Below are 20,995 nucleotides of genomic sequence, written 5' to 3'. Positions count from 1 at the left end.
GCTATGGTAATGATGGTGTATTGTCATTACCCTCAAAATCAACTGAAAGTTGTTGGTTACCTCGGGATGACACCCTTAACTCAATAGCATTGACAAGGCCCCCTGGGAGGGGTATTTTAAACGACTAACAAAAGAGTTGCCTAACCTTATCATTATGCGATCATCCGGTTATTTCACCGTTAAAAATTTAGAAGTTTTGCAAAAGCAGGTTTAGTGCTATCATTTAGTAATAAACATATGTATATATGGTAAATACCAGATTATTAATGGTTTTCAGCGCGGTATTAATGGGGATAGTTGGTATATCCCTGTCTTTCCTGCCTCAAGAACTTGCTGAAGTTATTTTTAACCAATCTGAAGGATGGGCCGTACTCGTATTGCAAATATTGGGTGCGCAATATGTGGCTTTCGGAATGATCAACTGGATGGCAAAGGATAACCTTATTGGCGGCATATACAGCAAACCTGTTGCCATGGGCAATTTTCTACATTTCGCTATCAGCAGCCTAGCGCTTGTAAAAGCGGCTGCGGTGCAACACACTGGGTACTGGATAGTTACAGCGATCTATGTCATACTGGCTTGTATTTTTGGCTATGTCTTTTTTACCCACCCAACAAAAAATGCATCAAAATCGTAACTTGTGTAATGATCAAAGAAATCACTGCAGATGCCACCTGGCCGCTCAGACAAGAAGTAATGTGGCCTGACAAGGATATGGATTATATCCGGTTGCCTGACGACTCCAATGGAAGGCACTATGGATATTATGTAGATCACCAGCTCATTTCAGTCATCTCACTTTTTGAGCAATCCGACAGCATACAATTCCGAAAATTTGCTACAGCTAATCCTCATCAGGGAAAGGGGTACGGAACTCAACTATTGCAACACGTTCTGGATTCGCTGGTTGGCACGGGCCACTGTCGCATATGGTGCAATGCCAGGATCGATAAAGCCTTATTTTATGAAAAATTCGGCTTAAAAAAGACTGCTACCCGGTTTGAAAAAGATGGGGTAAGCTATGTCGTTATGGAAAAGCTCCTGTGATATTTCAGCTATGATATTAAGGATTTCTGTATTTACATGCTGTTAAAAGGCCGCAATAGCAGTCTTTTTTAAGAAAATTTTCACGATTTCCGCTACAAATCTACAAAAAAGACATCCGACTGATATGATCGGTATTTTAATTCAAGAAATTCTTTGATAACTTTATATGAAATGCATGCGCACTTAAAACTGTTATAGGTGGCTTACCGAAACCTTCGTAGAACATGTGCGATCGTTGAAACAAATAATGCTAATGGAACCAACTAATGAAATTATTTCGGCTAATGCCAAAGAATATCTCAGGATGCTGGGATTTAGCCAATCGGGGATTCACCACTATAAGCATGATCCTCCCAATATTATGGTTATTCATAAAAAAACGGTAAAGGGAGCATTTGAAGGTTTATATATTGCTTTGACTCATGATTTCCTGGAAAACACGAAACGAGAAAATGGCGATATTCGTATTCCCAGCTATCTTGAAGAATTTCCCGTATCGATTTCCATAGAATTGCTACCTGAACAATACAAAAGGCATAAGACGCCTGTTGATTTCAAATATGATCTTAATTTTCTTACCCGTGAAGTGCTGCCTACCCGTAGACATTCGAAAAACAACTTCCTTCAATTTCTGCGATTCTCACAAATGAGAGACGATTCACACGAAATGGAAGAATATATTCACTCATCAATGGAGGTCCTTAGTCACCACGGCATGCAACTGTTTGATGAGTTTACCCCGGAGATAAGCTATCATGCGGTGACAAGGTATGAAGCCGAGCATCCCGCTCTTGAACAGTTTAGAAAAGAACTTGAGCGTTATTTCCTGTACAATAGCAAGCCCATCCCAAAGAAAAAAATGGCGTGGTTTAAAAGGTTTTGGGCTAATTAATAGAAGCCTCTGGCTCTAAGCTGTAAGCAAACCTGGTAAAGACGGAAGTCCGAAGACCGAAGTCGGAAGTAATCGACCAACTTTCAAACTACAAACAGGGAAGCAAAACTATAATCCCCAACTTTTCTGCCTGACCCAATGGTATTGGTGATGGCCTCTGGTAGACAATTTAATTTAAAAGCACAAAAGCCCGGACATACTGCCCGGGCTCTCTAATACAGATCGTAGGTTTAAAACTTATTTTACTTTTTTAACGATAGCTTCGAAAGCTTCAGGGTGATTCATAGCCAGGTCCGCTAATACCTTTCTGTTCAGATCGATATTGGCTTTCTTAACACCACCCATAAACTGTGAATAAGACATGCCGTGAAGTCGTGCTCCGGCATTGATCCTTTGGATCCACAATTTTCTAAAGTCTCTCTTTTTGGCCTTTCTATCACGATAAGCATAAGTCCAACCTTTTTCGACAGCGTTTTTAGCTACTGTCCATACATTCTTTCTTCTGCCGAAGTATCCTTTGGCAGCTTTTAGTATTCTCTTTCTGCGTGCTTTTGACGCAACATGATTTACTGATCTTGGCATTTCTTTAATTGTTTTTGGTCAATGGCGCTTCCGATAATTATCGGAATACTTTAAAGCCTATTAACCTGGTTAAAATTTAAAACCTTGAGCTAACGCTCAATAATATTTGGCTACTGTGTAGAGTGTTAATTACTCAAACTAGATATTAAGCATAGCCTTAACGTTAGCTTCATCTGATTTATGAACCAACGTCATTTTTGTGAGATTACGCTTTTGCTTGGTCTCTTTCTTCGTCAGGATGTGGCTTTTGAAAGCGTGCTTTCTTTTTATCTTGCCAGTTCCCGTCAGCTTGAATCTCTTCTTCGCTCCTGATTTAGTTTTTACTTTTGGCATTTTATATTATTTATTGATCTGTATTATTCTACTTTTTTGAGTTTGGCTTAGGCGTTAAAAACATCGTCATCCTTTTTCCTTCCAGCTTCGGCATCTGCTCTACTTTTCCATAATCTTCCAAAGCCTGGGCAAAGCGTAACAAAAGGATCTCTCCTCTTTCTTTAAATACAATGGTCCTTCCCACGAAATGAACATAAGCCTTCACTTTTGCTCCTTCTTTCAGGAACTTTTGTGCATGGTTTAGCTTAAAGTTAAAGTCATGCTCCTCTGTGTTGGGGCCAAACCGAATCTCTTTAATGACCGTTTTTTGAGCTTTGGCCTTAATTTCTTTCTGTTTTTTCTTCTGCTCGTACTTAAACTTCGAGTAATCAATGATCTTACAAACCGGAGGATCAGCCGTAGGCGAGATCTCTACAAGATCTAAATTCTGCTCTCTGGCCATCTTTAAAGCTTGTTCGATGGGATATACATCCACTTTAACGTTTTCGCCAACAACCCGTACCTTACGAGCGTTGATTTTCTCGTTCACTTTATAGGGCTCCTCAACTCTCCCTCGAAAGCCCCTTTTCTGAAATTTTTGTTTACTAATGTTAACCTCCTTGGTTTAGTTGCGAAAAAACAGGTTGCAAATATCGTTATATAATTTCGATTTTTCAAAATGTACATAACAAATTAAAGATAAGTGCAATATATCTTTAATTCAAATTTAAAGCACTTTCTTGCTGAAAATGATCAACAAATTCAGCCCATGGCATACTCCCCAGGTCTCCCTGTCCATGCTTCCTCACAGATACTCTTTCTTCATTTTGTTCCTTCTCTCCCACTATAAGCATAAATGGTACCTTTTTTACCTCCGCATCGCGAATCTTTCTACCGATTTTTTCATCCCGGTTATCTACCGAGCCTCTGATGTCCCTTTCACTTAATATAGTATGCAATTTTTCAGCATACTCCTGATATTTTTCCGAAATAGGAAGTATAGCTATTTGCTCAGGCGCTAACCATAACGGGAAATTCCCTCCACAATGCTCTATCAATACCGCCACAAATCTTTCCATTGATCCAAAAGGTGCGCGATGGATCATTACCGGTCTGTGCTTCTGATTATCAGCACCGGTATACTCCAGTTCAAATCGCTTAGGAAGGTTATAATCCACCTGAATAGTACCCAACTGCCAGCTCCTTCCCAGTGCATCCTTTACCATAAAATCGAGTTTGGGACCATAAAAAGCTGCCTCGCCAAGTTCAGTCACCGTGGTCAGGCCACGTTCATCGGCCGCTTCCTGTATCTCTCTTTCGGCTTTGTCCCAGTGCGCATCCTCTCCTATATACTTGGTTTTATTTTCGGGGTCTCTGAGAGAAACCTGAGCGGTATAATCGTCAAAGCCCAACGCTTTAAACACATAAAGCACCAGATCGATCACTTTGATAAATTCTTCTTTTACCTGATCGGGCCTGCAGAAAATATGGGCATCGTCTTGCGTAAAGCCACGCACCCTGGTGAGGCCGTGGAGCTCGCCACTTTGCTCGTAACGGTACACGGTACCAAATTCTGCCAGTCGCACCGGCAGCTCTTTATAAGAGCGTGGTTTGGCCTTATATATCTCACAATGGTGAGGGCAGTTCATTGGCTTCAGCAGAAATTCTTCGTTCTCATTAGGCGTTTTGATAGGCTGAAATGAGTCCTCCCCATATTTTTCATAGTGACCGGAAGTTACATAAAGTTCTTTGCTACCAATATGCGGAGTTACCACCGGGTCATATCCCGCCTTGATCTGCGCTTTACGCATAAAATTTTCAAGTCTTTCGCGCAGCACAGTACCTTTTGGCAACCACAAAGGGAGGCCTAAGCCTACTTTCTCTGAAAAAGTGAACAGTTCAAGTTCCTTTCCCAACTTTCGGTGATCACGCTTTTTGGCTTCCTCTAATCTTTCGAGATACTCTTTTAACTCTTTTTGCTTGGGAAACGAAACACCATAGATCCTGGTGAGCTGTTTTCTTTTCTCGTCTCCTCTCCAATAAGCTCCTGCTACGTTCATCAGCTTCACGGCTTTGATGAAGCTAGTATTCGGAACATGAGGTCCTTTGCAGAGATCTACGAAATTACCCTGCTGATAGAAAGTGATCTTTCCATCTTCGAGGTCCCTGATCAATTCTATTTTATATTCATCACCCTTCTCTTCAAAATACTTCAGAGCATCGGCTTTACTTACTTCCGTCCTGGTGTATTCGCTCTTGTTTTTAGCAAGCTCCTGCATTTTTTGCTCCACCTTTTCCAGGTCATCCTCGCCAAACTCCTGATCGCCCAGGTCTACATCATAGTAAAAGCCATTGTCAATAGGAGGCCCAATGCCAAACTTCACCCCGGGGTAAAGCTCTTCCAGAGCCTCTGCCAGCAAGTGAGCCGATGAATGCCAGAATGTAGATTTTCCTTCAGTATCATTCCAGGTAAGCAATTGCACGGTAGCATCATCAGTAATAGGGCGTGTTGCGTCCCAAACTTCACCATTTACCTTTGCAGCTAATACGTTGCGAGCCAGCCCTTCGCTAATGCTCATAGCAATATCATAGCCTGTTGCACCTTTCTCATACTCCCTGACCGAACCATCAGGCAATGTAATTTTGATCATTTTAAAAATCTATTTCTGATTATCGATTATTTCCTTTTTCTGTACAGCCGGTGGCGGATTGTTCCTTGTGGAATCCATCTCTTTACGCTCTTGTTCCAAACGCCACAAATATGCAACTTTTCTTTGCAAATTGTCCAATTCAGTGATAGCTAAATTGTAGGTGGAATCCGTAGCCAGAATAGCCTGGTAAACCTCTATTGCCTCCTGGTATCTGCGCTTTTTATCCAGGGACCGGGCTACAAGTATTTGCGCTTCTAAAAAATCCTTGTTAAGCTCAAATGCCTTCTTAGCCATATATTGGGCAGAATCGTACGCCCGCTGAAGGTAATATACATTAGAAAGCTGATAATAGTCAAGGTAGTGCTGTCGCTCATCAGCTATTCTTGAAAAAATAGCCTTTGCGCTGTCCAGCTCACCTGATCTCATTAATAGTTCTCCTTTACGCTCCAGGAAACCCAAATTATCCGGCTCCAATTGTAAAAGCGTATTTACAAATTTATGAGCCTCCTGTTCATTCTTACGGCTAATATGAATATCAGCAAGAGCTATGTGCGCATCAGGGTATGTTTTGTCTAATTTCACGGCTCTTTGGTAATTCTCCATCGCCTGTACGGTATCCCCGAGCGAGATCATAATATTTCCTTTTAGCGTGTAGGCTTCAGCAGAGTTATCCATGTCGGTAAGCTGATCGATAGCCTTTCTTGCCTTTGCGGGTTCTTTTAGCCGCTGGTATTCTTCTGCTATGATGTAATAAAGCTCCTGGTTCTTCTTGCCCAGGTTTTCTGCTAACAACAGGGCTTTCACCGCCTCCTCCGGTTCCTCAAGTTTCTGATATATTTTCCCACTTAAAAAATAGTATTCTGCGTTGTCCTCCTGAAATTCTATGGCTTTGCTGATATTGATCTGCGCTTGCCTGTATTGCTCCTCGTCAAAATGAACATTGGCTAACTGATAGTGAACAACATGATTTCTCGGTTCTTTCTCCGATACCTCCCGCAGGTATTCCAATACACTGGCTGCCTTCACGTTGATGTCTGCATTGTGCAGGGCATCTTTAGAATGCTCAACACAGCCTGAAAAAGCCATCATGACCAAAAATGCTATCAGAATTCGCATGTGCTATAACTTGTTACTCACAAAAATAACGGAATGAATAAAGGATAAAAATTGCTCGTCCTTTATTTTAATATTAAATGCTGTAGCCTTGTCTATAAAATGAACTGGAAGCTTATTTTCACTCCAAATTTATCAACGTCTGGGCGATCGAGATAATTCAGCCTATGGAGGAAATCGACACGCAGCACTTTAAATATATTTTCGACTCCATAACCGACCTCAACATAGGGCTCATTCTTGCGGAATGAACCAATGGGCTCTATTGGTTCACCATCAACCGTTTGTAGTGGAATAATATCTCTGTTTTTCTGGTCTAACTGACCGTAAAGCACATTAGCCGTGGCTAATAACCTCCATTTCAGTTTCTTCATCAATGGTATCCGGTTAAGAATAAACCCCTCGAAGTGATGCCTGTATTTAACAGATGCATAGCTGTTGCTGGCAAATTCCGAGAAGTTCATCAAATTGAAAGCCGCTGAGGTATAGAACAGAGATTCGTTACCTATATGTGCTTTTAGCAACGGGTAAGGCAGTGTTTCAAATATATGCTCTCCGGTGATGGTGAAATTGGAGGTACCAAAAAATCCCATTTTCAGGTTTTTAGTAATATTGATACCCACTTTGTTGTAATCAAAGTCACTGTCCATCACACCTTTCAAACCGCGCACATATCGAAGCGTAACGATAGGCCATTTTACTGTTCCCAGACTGATCCTCTCATTATCATTTTGTACAAACAGCTCATCTCTGGCATATCTTGCTTCGAGAGCAACTTCTGCAGTTTGAAATTCTGTGGCAATGGGAGAATCTGCACGTTCAGGGTCTGTATAGTAACCAAAATTATATAGTGGATCAAAAGTGCGGTATTGAAATGTGGCCTTTTGGGTAAAGCCTTTTACCAGCTCACGCTGCATACTGAACTTGGCCTGATGATACCGGTATGGGCGGATCAGGTTGCCATACTTGGTAGCAGCCAGAAATATATAATTATCCAAAAGGTCATCAGCGGATAGTCCTACCTGGTCGATATCCTTGGTATATTCAGCCCTGATCACCGTCCACCTGTCCCGGTCTAGGATCATTTCTGCGAAGCCCTGGTATTTGAAAGATTCATCTTCGGTGCCATAAGCTATACGCCCTCCTAAAACCCACTTATTACTGAAACTGATATTGGTGCGTGTACCTATCTGAAACCGGTGCCCTTCAACGGTATTATTAGCATAAAGCGACAGGTATGGCCCTACATCGAATTTACCCACCTTTTTATAACCATTAATAGCCACTTTTAATAATTCGGTATAGGTTTTCACCACAGGTATGTTTTTCAGGGTATCTATCATGCGGTACACACTCTGCTCTGTAGCTGACAATGGTTCATGACGGTGCTTATCCCAGAATATATTATCATTTCCGATCTTATAATCTTCCGCTACTTCTATGGGTCGGGCATAGAATTTCAACTCCTGCGGCATATTCACCTGCACATTTTTATTCGAAGTATAAAATTTGGCCAATACACCGGCCATATCCTTTGTTACCTCCCCAATGTCCAGCAACACCCTGTTTTTTACGGGTATCCATGGTCCGGCTGAGGTCGGCTCCAGCTCTTGCTGTATTTTTATCTTCTCTATATAGTTGAGGTTTACTGCGGAGGAAACTGTAGCATCTATCTGCTTTAGAGCATAACCGTCTTTGGTGATCCACATAGTACCCACAAAAGCCAGGTCCTGCTCACTTTTTGGAAAAAAATCAAGCCTGTAACAATAATGATCACCCACATAAGCGCTGTCGGAAAGATCGTATTCGTAATAAAATTTCCATCCATCAGCTATGGGGGAAACGAAATCCTTTTCAACAATATTGAGCCAGTTTTGGTAGAAATTATACTCCTGGAATGATGAGCCGATGAACTGGGATACAACGGAGCCGTCTTCTACTCCAACCCCTGTTATCTTCGTTTTTAGTATCTTTTCGTGCTGTAGCTTCGGACTGCTTCGATAGTAATATTCTGAAAGGGTCTCAGAAATAAAAACAGGTAGGATCGGCTTTCCATCTTCACCTGCAATACGATCAACACTATCCATCACCGATGTAATCTTCTGCATCACCTTTCTCTTCCTGAATTTTTCGGAAATATTATCTACATCGATTTCTATTTTTGTATAGGTGTCGTACTGATAGGCGCTGAGGGAGCGTTTATTATTCTTATCCTTATTTTTCACAACATTTCTCAGCACTTCAAAAGCAGGATTTTCACCGGCAATGAACACCACTTCCTGAAGGCTTAGTACATTTTCCTCAAGCTGATAATTGATCGTCTGGGTAACACCAGGCCTAACAACTTTTGTTTTGGTAACATAACCCACATATGAGGCTATTAGTGAATCTACCCGTTCGGACGTTTCCAGTTTGTAATACCCTTCGAAGTTAGTGGTAGTACCAATGCTGGTTCCTTTAAAAACAATATTTGCAAAGGGCACAGGGTCTCCGGAATTGGCATCGATAATTTTCCCTGAAACTATTGTTTTTTGAGCGAGGCCGATTGTTGAGAAAAGGCATAATACAAGTACTCCACAAAAACGCATCACAAAACTACTTTCAAAAATAAGGTTAATAAGCATGATCTACTTGTACCGAATTTATACATCAAGGGTTTCCTTTTTTCCTAAAAATTTTGGTTCTTTTTTTATCACATAAAGGTCCCACACCGCTAACATCCGTGCAAAATATTCTCTTATTTGTACTTTTATTGATGACTCCACCTTTTCTGTAGTCATAGCAACCGCCTGCATATCATAGTAGTTGCTAATGAATAGTGCCCGGTAGCTGTGAAAAGGCTGGGTGATGATGATGATATTATCCTGCCCAAACACCTTTTTACAACGTATAATAGAATCCAGCGTTCTGAAGCCCGCATAATCCAGGGTGATCTTCTCCGATGGGATACCCAGCTTTATCAAGGCCTGCCGCATTTTATGGGGTTCATTGTAATAAATGGTGGCATTGTCACCACTTACCAGTATATGCTTCACCTTCCCTTGTTTGTAAAGCTCTGCCGCCGTTTTCATCCTTTCATGAAAGAAGGGGTTGGGCGAACCATCGACCAGCCGGTGACTGGTGCCCAGCACCAAAGCTACCTGACTTGAAGGCACTTTATCTAATTCCGTATACACATCAGCGGTTGTACTGAAGTAGATCCACAGGTTGGTGATCACAACAAATCCTACCAGTGCCACTGCCATATACCCTATTATTTTGAAAGCCATTCTCAACGGGCGCATATCAATCTATTGAACGCATAAAGTTCAATCTTCATCTAATGATTTCAAAAATTCTTTTTCTAGTATTTCAGACCTGTGGACTACTTTTCTGTACCACTCCAGTTTCAATTTCAGCTTTTCGTCATTAGACAGTTCCCACTTCACATCAGAGGTAAAAAGTTTTTGTGCTAAAATACTGGTACAGATTGCCGCACTTACCGATATATTATAACTTTCCGTAAATCCATACATGGGTATAGTCACCAATCCGTCAGCGTGTTGTTTGGCATAATCTGTAATACCATATTTTTCAGTTCCAAAAACCAAAGCTATCTTATCTTTCACGTCTACATCATAGATGGAAAGACCATTGCTTTCCGGAGAGGTTGCCAAAATGGTATAGTCTTTTTCCCTGAGGTGGTTGTAGCATGTTGCTGTGTTGTTGGGCCGGCCGGAATATTTGATAATGTCTATCCATTTTGAGGCGCCATGAACCACACGCGGATTAAGCTCGTAATGATGTCTCCCTTCTATCACATGCAGGTCCTGTAATCCGAACCCCTCGCAGGTCCTCACAACTGCGCTGGCATTCTGAGGTTGATAAATATCCTCCAGCACCAGGGTGAGGTGGCGGGTACGTTGCGACAAAACCTTTTCCACCAGTACTTTTTTATGATCTGTAACATACTCCGCAAAGAAGTTGAGCAACCTGACTGAGGTTCTATCCATAGCCAGGCCTTAAAAATCCAGCTCTATAGTATCACCGATACCATATCCACTGTCACCCTTTCCCTTATCTTTTCTTTTTTCTACCTTCTCTTCTGCCTTGGGCTCGTTTTCTCCTTCTACAACCTCGATATCTTCATCTCCATTTTCCTGCTCATCATCATCTATGTCAGCATTTTTATCTTCGAGATCTTCTCCGCCAAGGTATTTTACCTTTTTTACATTTTCAGACGACAGCCTGTTCCCAATGGCTTTCCAGCCCTTCACCTCTATAAGGTCGTCTAATGACAGTTGTTCGGTTTGTTTTTCATTGCCTTTACCCCTGGTATACTCTATTTCCACCAGCGGCTTATCAAAGGTCGACACCACCAGCAGCTTAGAGCCTCCTGCCTCACTGATAAACCCAAACTTCTTCCCTATTGATGTTGTCTCTATCCTGAAGCGTTTGACATAGTAGTTTTTACTTTGTCCATCATAATGCACAGCAGATATCACCTTACCAGGGTCAAATCTTTCGATCAGCATTACCTTTTCGGGCTCATAACGATTGGTGAGTTCATACGAAGTGAGTTCATAAGTACCGTCTTTGTAAACTACCAGTATGTTATCGTCACCGTTAAATTTGCCGATATGCTTCCCGCGCTGATCCTTGTTCAATCGCCCTATTACCTCATCGTACCAAATATCAAGACCACTTAATGTAGATACACCTTCCGACTTCAATTCAATCTTGCGCACGGGATACCTGGTAAGGATATTACCTCCTGCCCCACGACCTTTTATGTCTATCTCGGCAAAGTCAAAGTCAAATACCTTCTTTCTGGCTTTGGCCCCTGAGGTAAGCTTTACATTGATCACCTCTGCTTCACCGTTAGGGTTGGCGCTCAGGTAAAGTACTTTTGAACCCTTATTCCCTTTGGTAAGATCATATTCTTTGTCTCGAGTAACTGCCGTCACATTAAATCGCTTGATCATGGAGCGACCCGATTTGCCATCAACATACACCAGGTTGTAGGTCATCCGGTCATCGCCTTTCTTCCACACCCCGACATGCAGGATGTCTTTACCCATGAACAGCTTTTCGGATATCCTCGAAACCACGCATTTACCATCTCTTCTGATAACTATAATATCGTCAAGGTCAGAACATTCTGTTATGAATTCATCCTTTTTGATGCCATAGCCTACAAAACCATCTTCCCTGTTGACATAAAGCTTCTGGTTATTGGCAGCCACAATGGTGGTGTCTATTGAGTCAAATGACTTGATCTCTGTCTTCCTTTCCCTCCCTTTTCCATACTTTTCAAGCAGGTTGGAATAGTAGCTTATGGCATAGTCAACGATATGCGCCAGGTGATGCTCCGTCTCCTTTAGGTCATGTTCCAGCTTTCTCAATAGCTCATCGGCTTTAAAGGCATCAAATTTCGATATCCTTTTGATCCTGATCTCTGTCAGCCTGACAATATCGTCTTCGGTAATATCACGGTAAAACTGTGGTTTATACGGATCTAAGCCCTTATCGATAGTAGCGATTACTGCCTCCCAGGTCTCACATTCTTCAATGTCGCGGTAGATCCTGTTCTCAATAAATATTTTTTCCAATGAAGAAAAGAGGATCTTCTCCATTAATTCATGTTTTTTGATCTCCAGCTCCTGGGTTAGCAGGTCCACTGTTTGATCCGTGTTGATCTTTAATATTTCATCAACACCCATGAAGTGAGGCTTGTCACCAATGATCACACACGCATTGGGGGATATGGAAACTTCACAATCGGTAAACGCATACAAGGCGTCAATTGTAATATCCGGTGATTGTCCCGGGGCCAATGAAACCAGTATTTCCACATCTTTGGCGGTGTTATCCACTACCTGTTTGATCTTGATCTTACCCTTATCGTTGGCTTTGATGATGGATTCAATCAAGTTGGTAGTTGTTGTTCCGTAAGGAATATCCTTTATGATCAGCGTCTTTTTATCATACTCTTCTATCTTAGCCCGGACCTTGATCCTGCCACCCCTAAGCCCTTGGTTATACTCAGAAAAATCGGCCTGTCCTCCCGTAGGAAAATCAGGGTAGATCTTTACCTTCTTACCTTTCAGAATATCGATAGAAGCCTTAATTAGCTCACAAAAGTTGTGAGGCAATACTTTTGTAGAAAGGCCTACTGCTATACCTTCCACACCCTGTGCAAGCAGAAGTGGGAATTTTACCGGCAGCGTTACCGGCTCCTTTTTTCTACCGTCATAAGAAAGCTGCCACTCTGTAGTTTGAGGATTATAAACTACGTCCAGAGCAAATTTGGAAAGCCTGGCTTCTATATATCTTGGCGCTGCTGCGCTGTCACCTGTCCTGATGTCTCCCCAGTTACCCTGAGTGTCGATGAGCAGGTCCTTCTGACCTATATTTACAATAGCATCACCAATAGAAGCATCTCCGTGAGGATGGTATTGCATGGTGCTACCGATCACATTGGCCACTTTATTGAACCGGCCGTCATCCATTTCCTTCAATGCATGCATGATCCTACGCTGCACAGGCTTAAATCCATCCTGTATTGCAGGCACCGCCCTTTCTAAAATTACGTAGGACGCATAGTCCAGAAACCAGTTTTCATACATTCCGGATACGGGCGTAATATCATGGATGGTATCCTCATCGTCATGTTCGCCTAGTCCGTGGTTGTTTACATTATCCTCTGCCATATCTTTTTATAAAGGTTTCAGGCTCCGGGCCAGCTCCCGGATCTTCTATTCTAATTTTAATATTAACTGACTATAAACAATGGCCAGCGTTATTGAAAGCAAATTGCCTAACAGATAAAAATCATTTGATATTTTATCCTCGTCTTTTATACGTGTAGCTATTTTCAGTGCCGCAAAAACGGTAAGCGAATGCGGTAATGCGTTGACAAGGCTAAAAGTGACGAATGCCCTTTCAGCGATGCCTTTTAAAATGCTAGTCCAGGTAATGGTACGCTTGTTTTTAGGGTTGAGCTTTGATAGTAACCAAAACCAAAGCACCGCCAATGCTTCACTGACCACCATGATCAATATGTAAATAATGAGATTACTCATGCGCCAGCCTCCTGATCAGATCTCTTGACGTTCTGAACTCGTCTATCTTCAAACTCTTTTCCCTGCGCCACATGGTTGATATATCCTTTTTGTAAATCCTGGCTACTTCTTTATAGTCTTCTATTTTCAAAAATGTGGAAGCTACCGGTCTGTCTTTTTCAAGCCAGTCGTTGTAAAATGATCTGTAGAGCTTGAAAGCCATATTTAAAATATCATCCTTATCGTCAATGCCATTGATAAGGATCTCGGTATCTTCTGACTTCATTGCTCCCAGAAGGTGACGCGCACGGGTAAGCCCCTCTCCCAGCATTTCATAAGCAACCTCTTCATTAATGGCCGTATCGATAGCGCCATAATTGACAACAAATCTTAATTTATAAGCAGGATCAGCACTCAACATTAATTCGTCAATCCAAAAGATCACTTCTACGGCTGCATCCAGGTCCTTTACCACTCCCTGGAATTCATCCCCCAGGGTAATAGTCAAAGGGGATCTAATTTTATCTTTTAGCGCTGTATTTACACCGTTGACGACAGACTTAAAATGGGTCATCAGCAGCTTACCCTGTTGTTGGGAACTGCCTATAATATCCGCCATGATGATGCAGTGCTTCATTTTTGCATTAAAAATACAATATTATTAATTTTGTATTAAATTTACAATAATTTAATTTTTGTATTAAAAATACAATCATACAGACAACTCTCCCGGCACCTCTTCTTTCTCAGTCACTTCTTCATCAGGCAATTCTTTTATTGGAAGCTCCTCTACCAGGTCTTTTTCCACCCGCAGATTTTCAACAATAAATTCTTGTCTTTCAGGGCTGTTTTTCCCCATAAAGAAGGTAAGGAGGCTATTGATCTTGGTTTCTTTATTTAAAATAATAGGATCAAGTCTGATATCATCCCCTATAAATTTCCCAAATTCTTCAGGGGATATCTCTCCCAAACCTTTAAATCTGGTAATCTCAGGCTTATTACCTAACTTTTCGATAGCTGCTCTTTTTTCTTCTTCAGAGTAGCAATAAATAGTTTCTTTCTTATTCCGCACCCTGAACAAAGGTGTATCGAGAATATATACATGCCCCTGCTTGATCAGCTCAGGGAAAAACTGCAGAAAAAATGTCAGCAAAAGCAGTCTGATATGCATACCATCCACATCGGCATCGGTAGCAATGATTATCTTTCTATATCTGAGGCCCTCAATGCCGTCTTCAATATTAAGCGCATGCTGTAGCAGGTTGAATTCTTCATTTTCATACACCACTTTCTTGGTGAGGTTGAAGCAGTTCAGTGGCTTACCGCGCAAGCTAAACACCGCTTGTGTCTGTACATCTCTCGATTTAGTGATGGACCCGCTGGCAGAATCCCCCTCAGTGATGAAGATCATTGTCTCATCCGTTCGCTCTCCCTTCTTATCGTTATAGTGGAGTCTGCAGTCCCGGAGTTTCTTATTATGCAGGTTAGCTTTTTTAGCCCTGTCGTTGGCTAATTTTTTTATACCGGCTATTTCTTTTCTCTCCCGCTCCGATTGAAGTATTCTTTTAAGGAGTGCGTCCGCCACTTCAGAGTTTCTGTGCAGGTAGTTGTCAAGTTCTGTTTTCAGGAAATCGTTTATAAATGTTCTCATGGTTGGGCCATCAGGTCCAACGTTCTGAGAGCCGAGCTTTGTCTTGGTTTGAGATTCAAAAACAGGCTCCTGTACCCTTACGGCTATAGCACCTACTATGGAAGCACGTACATCTGTGGCATCAAAATCTTTTTTATAAAAATCCCGCACTGTTCTTACTACAGCCTCCCTAAAGGCAGCCAGATGGGTACCGCCCTGCGTGGTATACTGACCGTTAACGAAGCTGTAATATTCCTCTCCGTATTGATTGCAGTGTGTCAACGCCACCTCAATGTCGTTACCCTTCAGGTGAATGATCGGGTACCGCAGGCTTTCCACATCAGTTTTTCTCTCCAGCAGGTCTTTCAAACCATTCTCAGAGTGGAATCGCTGTCCATTAAAATTAATGGTAAGACCTGCATTCAGAAATACATAGTTCCAGATCAGGTCATTGAGGTATTCGGGGATAAAATGAAAGTTTTTAAAAACGGTCTCATCGGGCTCAAACACGATAAGTGTACCATTTCGACCGCTGGAACTGATGACCTGGTTATCATTAACAATGTTACCTTGTTTAAACTCAGCTACTTTAGTCTGACCCTCACGAAATGATTGCACTTTGAAGTAATTGGACAAAGCGTTCACCGCTTTTGTTCCCACCCCATTCAGACCTACGGACTTTTGAAAAGCCCCGGAATCATATTTACCACCGGTATTGATCTTGGAAACACAGTCTACTACCTTCCCTAAAGGGATACCACGGCCATAATCCCTCACCTCTACCCTATGGTCAGTTATCTTCACATCAATGGTTTTACCATAACCCATCATGTGTTCATCAATACAGTTGTCGATGACCTCTTTTACCAAGACATAAATACCATCATCCTGTGCAGAACCATCCCCCAGCTTACCAATATACATACCGGGCCTGAGCCTGATATGTTCCTTCCAGTCAAGGGATTTAATACTATCTTCTGTATATTCAAAATTATTCTCTACTGCCATTTTTTCAACGTTATGTCTTTATCCCAACAAGCGAATAAACACAATTTTAACATTATTTCAAGGAATTGAAAAGAAATGAATTTCACCAATATCTCTAGTAAAAATTCATATGGAAGCCGTTAAGCATCAGATAATTAACCTTTTAGCAAAGCTAAACTCATCCGCACCTTAGGATGAAATTTGATTCTTCATCAGCAGAATAGGGAGTGCCAACACCCAGACAACGATCAATCCCAGGGAAATGTATATCAGGTAGCCAAAGTTGTCGTAATTGAAAGTCTCACCGCTATTGACGACCATGATAAAATTCCAGACAATGATAAAGAAAAAATTGAGTACCGTTGCCAGACTAAGCTGCCAATTGGTCATCAGATTGTTGATGGATTCACGCTTATAGCGTAACGACCTGGAAACAGTATACAGTGAAAAATTAGCGATCACCAGCACCGCCAATGAAACGTAGAAAAAAGCTTCCTTCCCTACCGTGGCCGTAACATCACCAAAGTTATCCAGCTCATACCCTACCTTTTGTGGTAATCCTGCATAGGTGTAAAGTAAAACGCTAAGACCTGCCAGTAATGACAACCCCCAGGCCGCCTTGATCATTCGTGTCATAAAACTGATTTTTGCGCGAAGTTATATTTTTATTTCAAATCTGACCAAACTTAGGTACTCATTGTAACGACAATCGACCTTTGAAGTTTCACCTCCTAAAACCTGTCCGAAACATCACCCCCTTACTTTTTTAAATCACAGAGAATTAAACTAAATTTATTGGAGATTAGTTTCATAAAATAAAAGGCCCGATGGACATCAACCCCATAGTATTATCCATACCTATTTACTTTTTGCTAATAGGTATTGAATTGATTGTGCAGCAGTTTTCAAAGCGTAAGCTATATCGGCTCAACGATGCAGTGACCAATATCAGTTGTGGCATTACCCAGCAACTAACCGGTGTATTTCTAAAAGTAGTAGGGGTCGGGGTCTATGTGGTTCTATATGAAAATTTCGCTCTGTTGCGGATACCTGCTAACTGGTTGACATTTATTATACTTTTTATGGCCGTTGATTTTTTATACTATTGGGCGCACCGGATGAGTCATGAGATCAACCTCTTCTGGGGCGGGCATGTTGTACATCACCAAAGTGAAGACTATAATCTTTCGGTAGCCCTTAGACAGGGCAGTTTTCAGATCTTATGGACATTTATGTTTAACCTTCCGTTAGCCATCATAGGTTTCGATCCGGTCAACTTTGTTTTTGTGTCTGCATTGGTTACTGTTTACCAGTTCTGGATCCATACCGAAACTATTGGAAAGCTTGGCTTCCTCGAATTGTTCATGAATACACCATCGCATCACCGGGTACACCATGGCCGTGATCCTAAATATATAGACAAGAATCACGCAGGTGTATTCATTATATGGGACAGAATGTTCGGCACGTTCCAGGAAGAGGAAGAAAAACCTACCTATGGCATTACCAAACCTGTTAACAGTTGGAACCCAGTATGGGTGAATCTGGACCATTATATATGGATGTGGGGGTATCTTAGGAAAATATCAGGTTTAAAAAACAAGCTTAAGTTCCTCTTTTATAAACCAGGTTGGTTTCCCAAAGAAATGGGTGGCTATCAGGCGGCTCCGGAGGTAGACAAGGACGCCTACAAAAAATTTGATACCCTGTCTCCCACTCCTCTAAACCTGTATGTCCTATTTCAGTATGCACTGGCGCTGGGTGCAACAGCCTTTTTCCTCTTCCAGCAAGAGGGATTCAGTACCTGGGAAAAAGTAGCCTTCGTAAGCGCATTGATCTTTACGGTATCTAACTGCGGGGCTTTATTTGAAATGAAAAACTGGGTGTGGATTCTGGAAAAGGTACGGATCACCGTCATTTCAGCTTTTATTATTGCCTTTTGTTATTATTTCGGTCTAAACTTCTGGTTTATCATTGGCGCTATCGCTTACTTTGCTACTTCTATGGGTTGGATGATCCTACTCAATCTTTCAGTAAATAAGAGTCAGTCCTTAATAGCGGTAAAAGAATCTTGAGTCGTAAAAATAGCTTTTTCCTGTTACTTGCAGTGCTAGTCACAGCATGCAGCAAAAATATCGATCTTCCCGGTTTTGACGAGTCGCAGTGGCAAAGCGACAGAAACGGATGTGAAGGCAGTCGCATACAGATGCTTGACCAGATGGAACGGGTAAAAGATCAGTTGAAAGGTTTAAATCAGGATGAAATGGTTAAAGTGCTGGGGAAACCGGACAAAAACGAGCTATACAAAAGGAATCAGAAGTTTTTTATCTATGAAATAGCCGGCGCGAAAGCATGTACCCCTCCTGATGAAGCCTCATCATATATTTATCTCAGCATCCGGTTTAACGCTACCGGTCTTGCAAAGGAGGCTATGATCTATCGAGAGTAACGACACATTATAGTATGTTTCGATAGCTTACCTGATATACTGCCTGAGGGAAGATTTATTCTCCGGTTTGTTATGTTGTTAGAGTAGGCGCAGATTTTCATTTCTGCGGTTTTTTTTGTATATTTTAACAAACTTAACCCAAAATCCATGAGAAGCATCCAATTCCACCCTAATGAGCTGTTGCTCATCTATCATGATCCGAGTTCAAGTACAGGCAAACAAACAAGGGCTTATGCCCGATCCGTCTCTAACAATGTTAACGAAGTAAACCTGCACAGTGTACGATTCACCACTACCTTATGGAAAGAGATCATTAACATGCTGGGACTCAAGCCAAAGGATTTGCTGGATAAGTCAAATCCTGAATATCAGGCTAAGGTGAGGGGAAATACTTTTACGATGTCAGGCTGGCTAGAGGTGTTATGCAATAATCCGCATCTGCTAAAAGCCCCTATTGCTGTTTATCATAATAAAGCAGTGCTATGTCAAAAGCCTACTGATATTCTTAAGCTGGATGTGAATAGCAGAAGCTCATTTAAAGTGCCTCCACACCTGCGACCCAGAACTATAGATTAGCATCAGGACCATATATTTTAAGGTTGGTGTAAATCGAGTCTCCCTCCTGCCAAAGGTGGAATGTATAGGTATGGGGTGCTGTCACTGATTGCTTAAATTGTTCGAATTGGGCCACCTGCTGGTTTTGATAATAGAGCAAAAAGATATTAAAACCACCTGCCTCAAATATGGCATCGGTTTGACGCGCGCCAGAAAAAATTGTTAGTGTATCATCAGCAGTCTCCGCAGTCCAGTATATCTTAACTTGTTCGGCATCAACATTCCCTTGTGCCTGGACTATCACCCTATTGGGAAGAATCCATCTGCGGATATTATCTCTGAGCAACCAAACCGATAGAAAAAACAGCAGGCATGTAGAGAATATCAATAAAACAGCTCTCATAACAGCTTTATTCCTTCATCTTCAATTGAGATTTGTTTGTCTTTATACAAACCCCCGATCGCCTTCTTAAAGGCCTTCTTACTCATATTCAATTGATGTAAAATATCTGCAGGATCAGATTTGTCGTGTAACGCCAGAAAACCATCACTGCTTTTCAGTTTATCCAAAATAATATCTCTGTTGATATCAATAGCCTCTGTGCCTGCAGGAGAAAGCGAAAGGTCTATCTTATTATCTTCTCTGATCTTCTTAATATAGCCCTTTTTCGTATCACCGATGGCTATTGGTTCAAAAATCTCGCTTTTATATACCAGACCCCCATACTTCTGATTCACCACAGCCAGAAAGCCCCTGTCAGTTTCATCATAAATGAGCAGCGTTACTTCATCGCCCTCAGACACAGCCTCTATTTTGCTGTTGGAAAGAAAAGCATTGAGCTTACTGACGCCAATAAGGCGATCCGTTTTATAGTCCAGACAGATCCTGACTACATAAGACTGGCCCACTTCAAATTTTGTGTGTTGCTCCCGGTTTGGCACAAACAGGTCTTTCTCCAGGCCCCAATCCATAAATGCACCGTGCGGAGTTACATCTTTAGTGGTCAGGCTTACAAAATCCCCAAGCTTTCCTTTAGGCTCAAGCGTAGTAGCCAGTAGGCGGTCTTCAGAATCTTTATGAAGAAAAACAGTTAACCGATCTCCCACCTGAGTACCCTCCGGAACATACTTTAGTGGCAAAAGTATTTCTCCGAGCTCCGAATTGAGATAAACCCCGAAATCAACCTCCTTGGCCACCTCCAGCTCATAGTATTTTCCTATTTCCATTACGCAAAGCTATCAAAATAATCAGAGCCTGCGTTATACCTTCGAATTCTTCTCTTTTATTGCATCACGGATCTCCATAAGCAGTTGCTCCTGGCTGGTAGGCGCTTTTTCTGCTGTGGGGGGTTCTTCTTTTTTCTTTTTCAGAAAGTTATTATAAGCTTTAACTACCATAAACACAGCCAGCGAAACTATGAGAAAGGTAATGACATGGTTGAGAAAAGCGCCATATTTAATAGTTATGGCTTCCACGGTACCATCCTCTAATGTTTTGGTCCCAATCTGATATTGCAGTTTGTTGAAATCTATACCTGCAATCATCTTTCCAATGGGAGGCATGATGATATCATCCACCAGTGACTTAACAATGGCCCCGAAGTAGGTAGCCATGATCAAACCCACGGCAAGTTCTACCACATTGCCCCGGGAAACAAACTCCTTAAAATCTTTTAGCATCACTTTAGAAGTTAAAAAGGTTTAACACTTGTGTATGACATTAATTTAGTTAG

22 protein-coding genes are annotated in these 20,995 nt (G+C 41.7%); 6 read left to right on the top strand and 16 right to left on the bottom strand.

Annotation, left to right across the window (positions count from 1 at the left end; all coding sequences use genetic code 11):
• Positions 1 to 245 precede the first annotated feature (245 nt).
• The 3 genes from C900_RS23945 (at position 246) to C900_RS23935 (ending at position 1,940) form a co-directional block, all read left to right on the top strand.
• Positions 246 to 638, top strand: a complete 393-nt coding sequence (locus tag C900_RS23945) for a hypothetical protein (protein WP_040497430.1) — start codon at positions 246 to 248, stop codon at positions 636 to 638.
• Positions 639 to 646: 8 nt separating this feature from the next.
• Positions 647 to 1,048: a GNAT family N-acetyltransferase gene (locus tag C900_RS23940; RefSeq protein WP_009582907.1), complete on the top strand. Its 402-nt coding sequence runs from the start codon at positions 647 to 649 to the stop codon at positions 1,046 to 1,048.
• A 253-nt stretch (positions 1,049 to 1,301) separates the two neighbouring features.
• Positions 1,302 to 1,940, top strand: coding sequence for a hypothetical protein (locus tag C900_RS23935; RefSeq protein WP_009582905.1), 639 nt, complete (start codon positions 1,302 to 1,304; stop codon positions 1,938 to 1,940).
• Between the two features lie 237 nt (positions 1,941 to 2,177).
• Here C900_RS23935 and rplT read toward each other — a convergent pair whose 3' ends face one another.
• The 13 genes from rplT to C900_RS23870 form a co-directional block, all read right to left on the bottom strand.
• Positions 2,178 to 2,522: a 50S ribosomal protein L20 gene (gene rplT / locus C900_RS23930; protein ID WP_009582903.1), complete on the bottom strand. Its 345-nt coding sequence runs from the start codon at positions 2,520 to 2,522 to the stop codon at positions 2,178 to 2,180.
• Between the two features lie 138 nt (positions 2,523 to 2,660).
• On the bottom strand, positions 2,661 to 2,855 hold the full coding sequence (gene rpmI, locus C900_RS23925) for a 50S ribosomal protein L35 (protein WP_009582902.1): 195 nt from the start codon (positions 2,853 to 2,855) through the stop codon (positions 2,661 to 2,663).
• A gap of 28 nt (positions 2,856 to 2,883) precedes the next feature.
• Positions 2,884 to 3,384, bottom strand: a complete 501-nt coding sequence (gene infC, locus C900_RS23920; protein WP_009582901.1) for a translation initiation factor IF-3 — start codon at positions 3,382 to 3,384, stop codon at positions 2,884 to 2,886.
• A gap of 166 nt (positions 3,385 to 3,550) precedes the next feature.
• Entirely contained in the window at positions 3,551 to 5,485 is a 1,935-nt protein-coding gene (gene thrS / locus C900_RS23915; RefSeq protein ID WP_009582900.1) for a threonine--tRNA ligase, read from the bottom strand.
• A 9-nt stretch (positions 5,486 to 5,494) separates the two neighbouring features.
• Positions 5,495 to 6,601 carry a tetratricopeptide repeat protein gene (locus tag C900_RS23910; protein ID WP_040497429.1) on the bottom strand — a complete coding sequence of 369 codons (1,107 nt, stop codon included), beginning with the start codon at positions 6,599 to 6,601 and terminating at the stop codon, positions 5,495 to 5,497.
• A gap of 92 nt (positions 6,602 to 6,693) precedes the next feature.
• Positions 6,694 to 9,222 carry a DUF5686 and carboxypeptidase-like regulatory domain-containing protein gene (locus C900_RS23905; RefSeq protein ID WP_009582898.1) on the bottom strand — a complete coding sequence of 843 codons (2,529 nt, stop codon included), beginning with the start codon at positions 9,220 to 9,222 and terminating at the stop codon, positions 6,694 to 6,696.
• Between the two features lie 18 nt (positions 9,223 to 9,240).
• On the bottom strand, positions 9,241 to 9,843 hold the full coding sequence (locus C900_RS23900) for a SanA/YdcF family protein (RefSeq protein WP_009582897.1): 603 nt from the start codon (positions 9,841 to 9,843) through the stop codon (positions 9,241 to 9,243).
• A 63-nt stretch (positions 9,844 to 9,906) separates the two neighbouring features.
• On the bottom strand, positions 9,907 to 10,590 hold the full coding sequence (locus C900_RS23895) for a TrmH family RNA methyltransferase (RefSeq protein WP_009582896.1): 684 nt from the start codon (positions 10,588 to 10,590) through the stop codon (positions 9,907 to 9,909).
• A gap of 9 nt (positions 10,591 to 10,599) precedes the next feature.
• Complete coding sequence (locus C900_RS23890; RefSeq protein WP_009582895.1) at positions 10,600 to 13,290, bottom strand: DNA gyrase/topoisomerase IV subunit A; 2,691 nt, start codon at positions 13,288 to 13,290, stop codon at positions 10,600 to 10,602.
• Positions 13,291 to 13,335: 45 nt separating this feature from the next.
• Positions 13,336 to 13,662, bottom strand: a complete 327-nt coding sequence (locus C900_RS23885; protein ID WP_157494170.1) for a hypothetical protein — start codon at positions 13,660 to 13,662, stop codon at positions 13,336 to 13,338.
• Positions 13,655 to 14,278, bottom strand: a complete 624-nt coding sequence (locus tag C900_RS28885; protein WP_051052995.1) for a SatD family protein — start codon at positions 14,276 to 14,278, stop codon at positions 13,655 to 13,657. The genes C900_RS23885 and C900_RS28885 overlap by 8 nt, the downstream gene beginning before the upstream one ends.
• A 75-nt stretch (positions 14,279 to 14,353) precedes the next feature.
• Positions 14,354 to 16,279: a DNA topoisomerase IV subunit B gene (locus C900_RS23875; protein ID WP_009582892.1), complete on the bottom strand. Its 1,926-nt coding sequence runs from the start codon at positions 16,277 to 16,279 to the stop codon at positions 14,354 to 14,356.
• A 168-nt stretch (positions 16,280 to 16,447) separates the two neighbouring features.
• Positions 16,448 to 16,894 (bottom strand): hypothetical protein, encoded by a 447-nt coding sequence (locus C900_RS23870; protein ID WP_157494168.1) that lies wholly within the window; start codon positions 16,892 to 16,894, stop codon positions 16,448 to 16,450.
• Positions 16,895 to 17,085: 191 nt separating this feature from the next.
• Between C900_RS23870 and C900_RS23865 the strand changes: the two genes are divergently transcribed.
• The 3 genes from C900_RS23865 (at position 17,086) to C900_RS23855 (ending at position 19,283) form a co-directional block, all read left to right on the top strand.
• Positions 17,086 to 18,333, top strand: coding sequence for a sterol desaturase family protein (locus C900_RS23865; protein ID WP_009582890.1), 1,248 nt, complete (start codon positions 17,086 to 17,088; stop codon positions 18,331 to 18,333).
• Positions 18,330 to 18,707, top strand: a complete 378-nt coding sequence (locus tag C900_RS23860; RefSeq protein WP_051052993.1) for a hypothetical protein — start codon at positions 18,330 to 18,332, stop codon at positions 18,705 to 18,707. The genes C900_RS23865 and C900_RS23860 overlap by 4 nt, the downstream gene beginning before the upstream one ends.
• A 147-nt stretch (positions 18,708 to 18,854) precedes the next feature.
• The gene (locus tag C900_RS23855) at positions 18,855 to 19,283 is read left to right on the top strand and encodes an arsenate reductase family protein (protein ID WP_245558482.1); all 429 of its coding nucleotides are present in this window, start codon (positions 18,855 to 18,857) and stop codon (positions 19,281 to 19,283) included.
• Here C900_RS23855 and C900_RS23850 read toward each other — a convergent pair.
• From C900_RS23850 to mscL, 3 genes are read right to left on the bottom strand one after another with little or no spacing between them, the layout of a single operon-like run.
• Positions 19,273 to 19,665 (bottom strand): hypothetical protein, encoded by a 393-nt coding sequence (locus C900_RS23850; RefSeq protein ID WP_009582886.1) that lies wholly within the window; start codon positions 19,663 to 19,665, stop codon positions 19,273 to 19,275. The genes C900_RS23855 and C900_RS23850 overlap by 11 nt on opposite strands.
• Entirely contained in the window at positions 19,662 to 20,489 is an 828-nt protein-coding gene (locus C900_RS23845; protein WP_009582885.1) for a CvfB family protein, read from the bottom strand. Before C900_RS23845 ends, C900_RS23850 begins: the two co-directional genes overlap by 4 nt.
• A 33-nt stretch (positions 20,490 to 20,522) precedes the next feature.
• Positions 20,523 to 20,942 (bottom strand): large-conductance mechanosensitive channel protein MscL, encoded by a 420-nt coding sequence (mscL, locus tag C900_RS23840; protein WP_009582884.1) that lies wholly within the window; start codon positions 20,940 to 20,942, stop codon positions 20,523 to 20,525.
• Between the last annotated feature and the right edge of the window lie 53 nt (positions 20,943 to 20,995).

Origin of the sequence: Fulvivirga imtechensis AK7 (assembly GCF_000331535.1) — a bacterium.
Taxonomy (GTDB): domain Bacteria; phylum Bacteroidota; class Bacteroidia; order Cytophagales; family Cyclobacteriaceae; genus Fulvivirga; species Fulvivirga imtechensis.
This window is presented reverse-complemented; position numbering and strand designations above follow the sequence as displayed.

Excerpts from the sequence above, each read along its gene's own strand:
- C900_RS23945 (WP_040497430.1), top strand. The coding sequence starts at position 246 with ATGGTAAATACCAGATTATTAATGGTTTTCAGCGCGGTATTAATGGGG.
- C900_RS23940 (WP_009582907.1), top strand. The coding sequence starts at position 647 with ATGATCAAAGAAATCACTGCAGATGCCACCTGGCCGCTCAGACAAGAA.
- C900_RS23935 (WP_009582905.1), top strand. The coding sequence starts at position 1,302 with ATGGAACCAACTAATGAAATTATTTCGGCTAATGCCAAAGAATATCTC.
- rplT (WP_009582903.1), bottom strand. The coding sequence starts at position 2,522 with ATGCCAAGATCAGTAAATCATGTTGCGTCAAAAGCACGCAGAAAGAGA.
- rpmI (WP_009582902.1), bottom strand. The coding sequence starts at position 2,855 with ATGCCAAAAGTAAAAACTAAATCAGGAGCGAAGAAGAGATTCAAGCTG.
- thrS (WP_009582900.1), bottom strand. The coding sequence starts at position 5,485 with ATGATCAAAATTACATTGCCTGATGGTTCGGTCAGGGAGTATGAGAAA.
- C900_RS23910 (WP_040497429.1), bottom strand. The coding sequence starts at position 6,601 with ATGCGAATTCTGATAGCATTTTTGGTCATGATGGCTTTTTCAGGCTGT.
- C900_RS23905 (WP_009582898.1), bottom strand. The coding sequence starts at position 9,222 with ATGCTTATTAACCTTATTTTTGAAAGTAGTTTTGTGATGCGTTTTTGT.
- C900_RS23900 (WP_009582897.1), bottom strand. The coding sequence starts at position 9,843 with ATGGCAGTGGCACTGGTAGGATTTGTTGTGATCACCAACCTGTGGATC.
- C900_RS23895 (WP_009582896.1), bottom strand. The coding sequence starts at position 10,590 with ATGGATAGAACCTCAGTCAGGTTGCTCAACTTCTTTGCGGAGTATGTT.
- C900_RS23890 (WP_009582895.1), bottom strand. The coding sequence starts at position 13,290 with ATGGCAGAGGATAATGTAAACAACCACGGACTAGGCGAACATGACGAT.
- C900_RS23885 (WP_157494170.1), bottom strand. The coding sequence starts at position 13,662 with ATGAGTAATCTCATTATTTACATATTGATCATGGTGGTCAGTGAAGCA.
- C900_RS28885 (WP_051052995.1), bottom strand. The coding sequence starts at position 14,278 with ATGAAGCACTGCATCATCATGGCGGATATTATAGGCAGTTCCCAACAA.
- C900_RS23875 (WP_009582892.1), bottom strand. The coding sequence starts at position 16,279 with ATGGCAGTAGAGAATAATTTTGAATATACAGAAGATAGTATTAAATCC.
- C900_RS23870 (WP_157494168.1), bottom strand. The coding sequence starts at position 16,894 with ATGACACGAATGATCAAGGCGGCCTGGGGGTTGTCATTACTGGCAGGT.
- C900_RS23865 (WP_009582890.1), top strand. The coding sequence starts at position 17,086 with ATGGACATCAACCCCATAGTATTATCCATACCTATTTACTTTTTGCTA.
- C900_RS23855 (WP_245558482.1), top strand. The coding sequence starts at position 18,855 with ATGAGAAGCATCCAATTCCACCCTAATGAGCTGTTGCTCATCTATCAT.
- C900_RS23850 (WP_009582886.1), bottom strand. The coding sequence starts at position 19,665 with ATGAGAGCTGTTTTATTGATATTCTCTACATGCCTGCTGTTTTTTCTA.
- C900_RS23845 (WP_009582885.1), bottom strand. The coding sequence starts at position 20,489 with ATGGAAATAGGAAAATACTATGAGCTGGAGGTGGCCAAGGAGGTTGAT.
- mscL (WP_009582884.1), bottom strand. The coding sequence starts at position 20,942 with ATGCTAAAAGATTTTAAGGAGTTTGTTTCCCGGGGCAATGTGGTAGAA.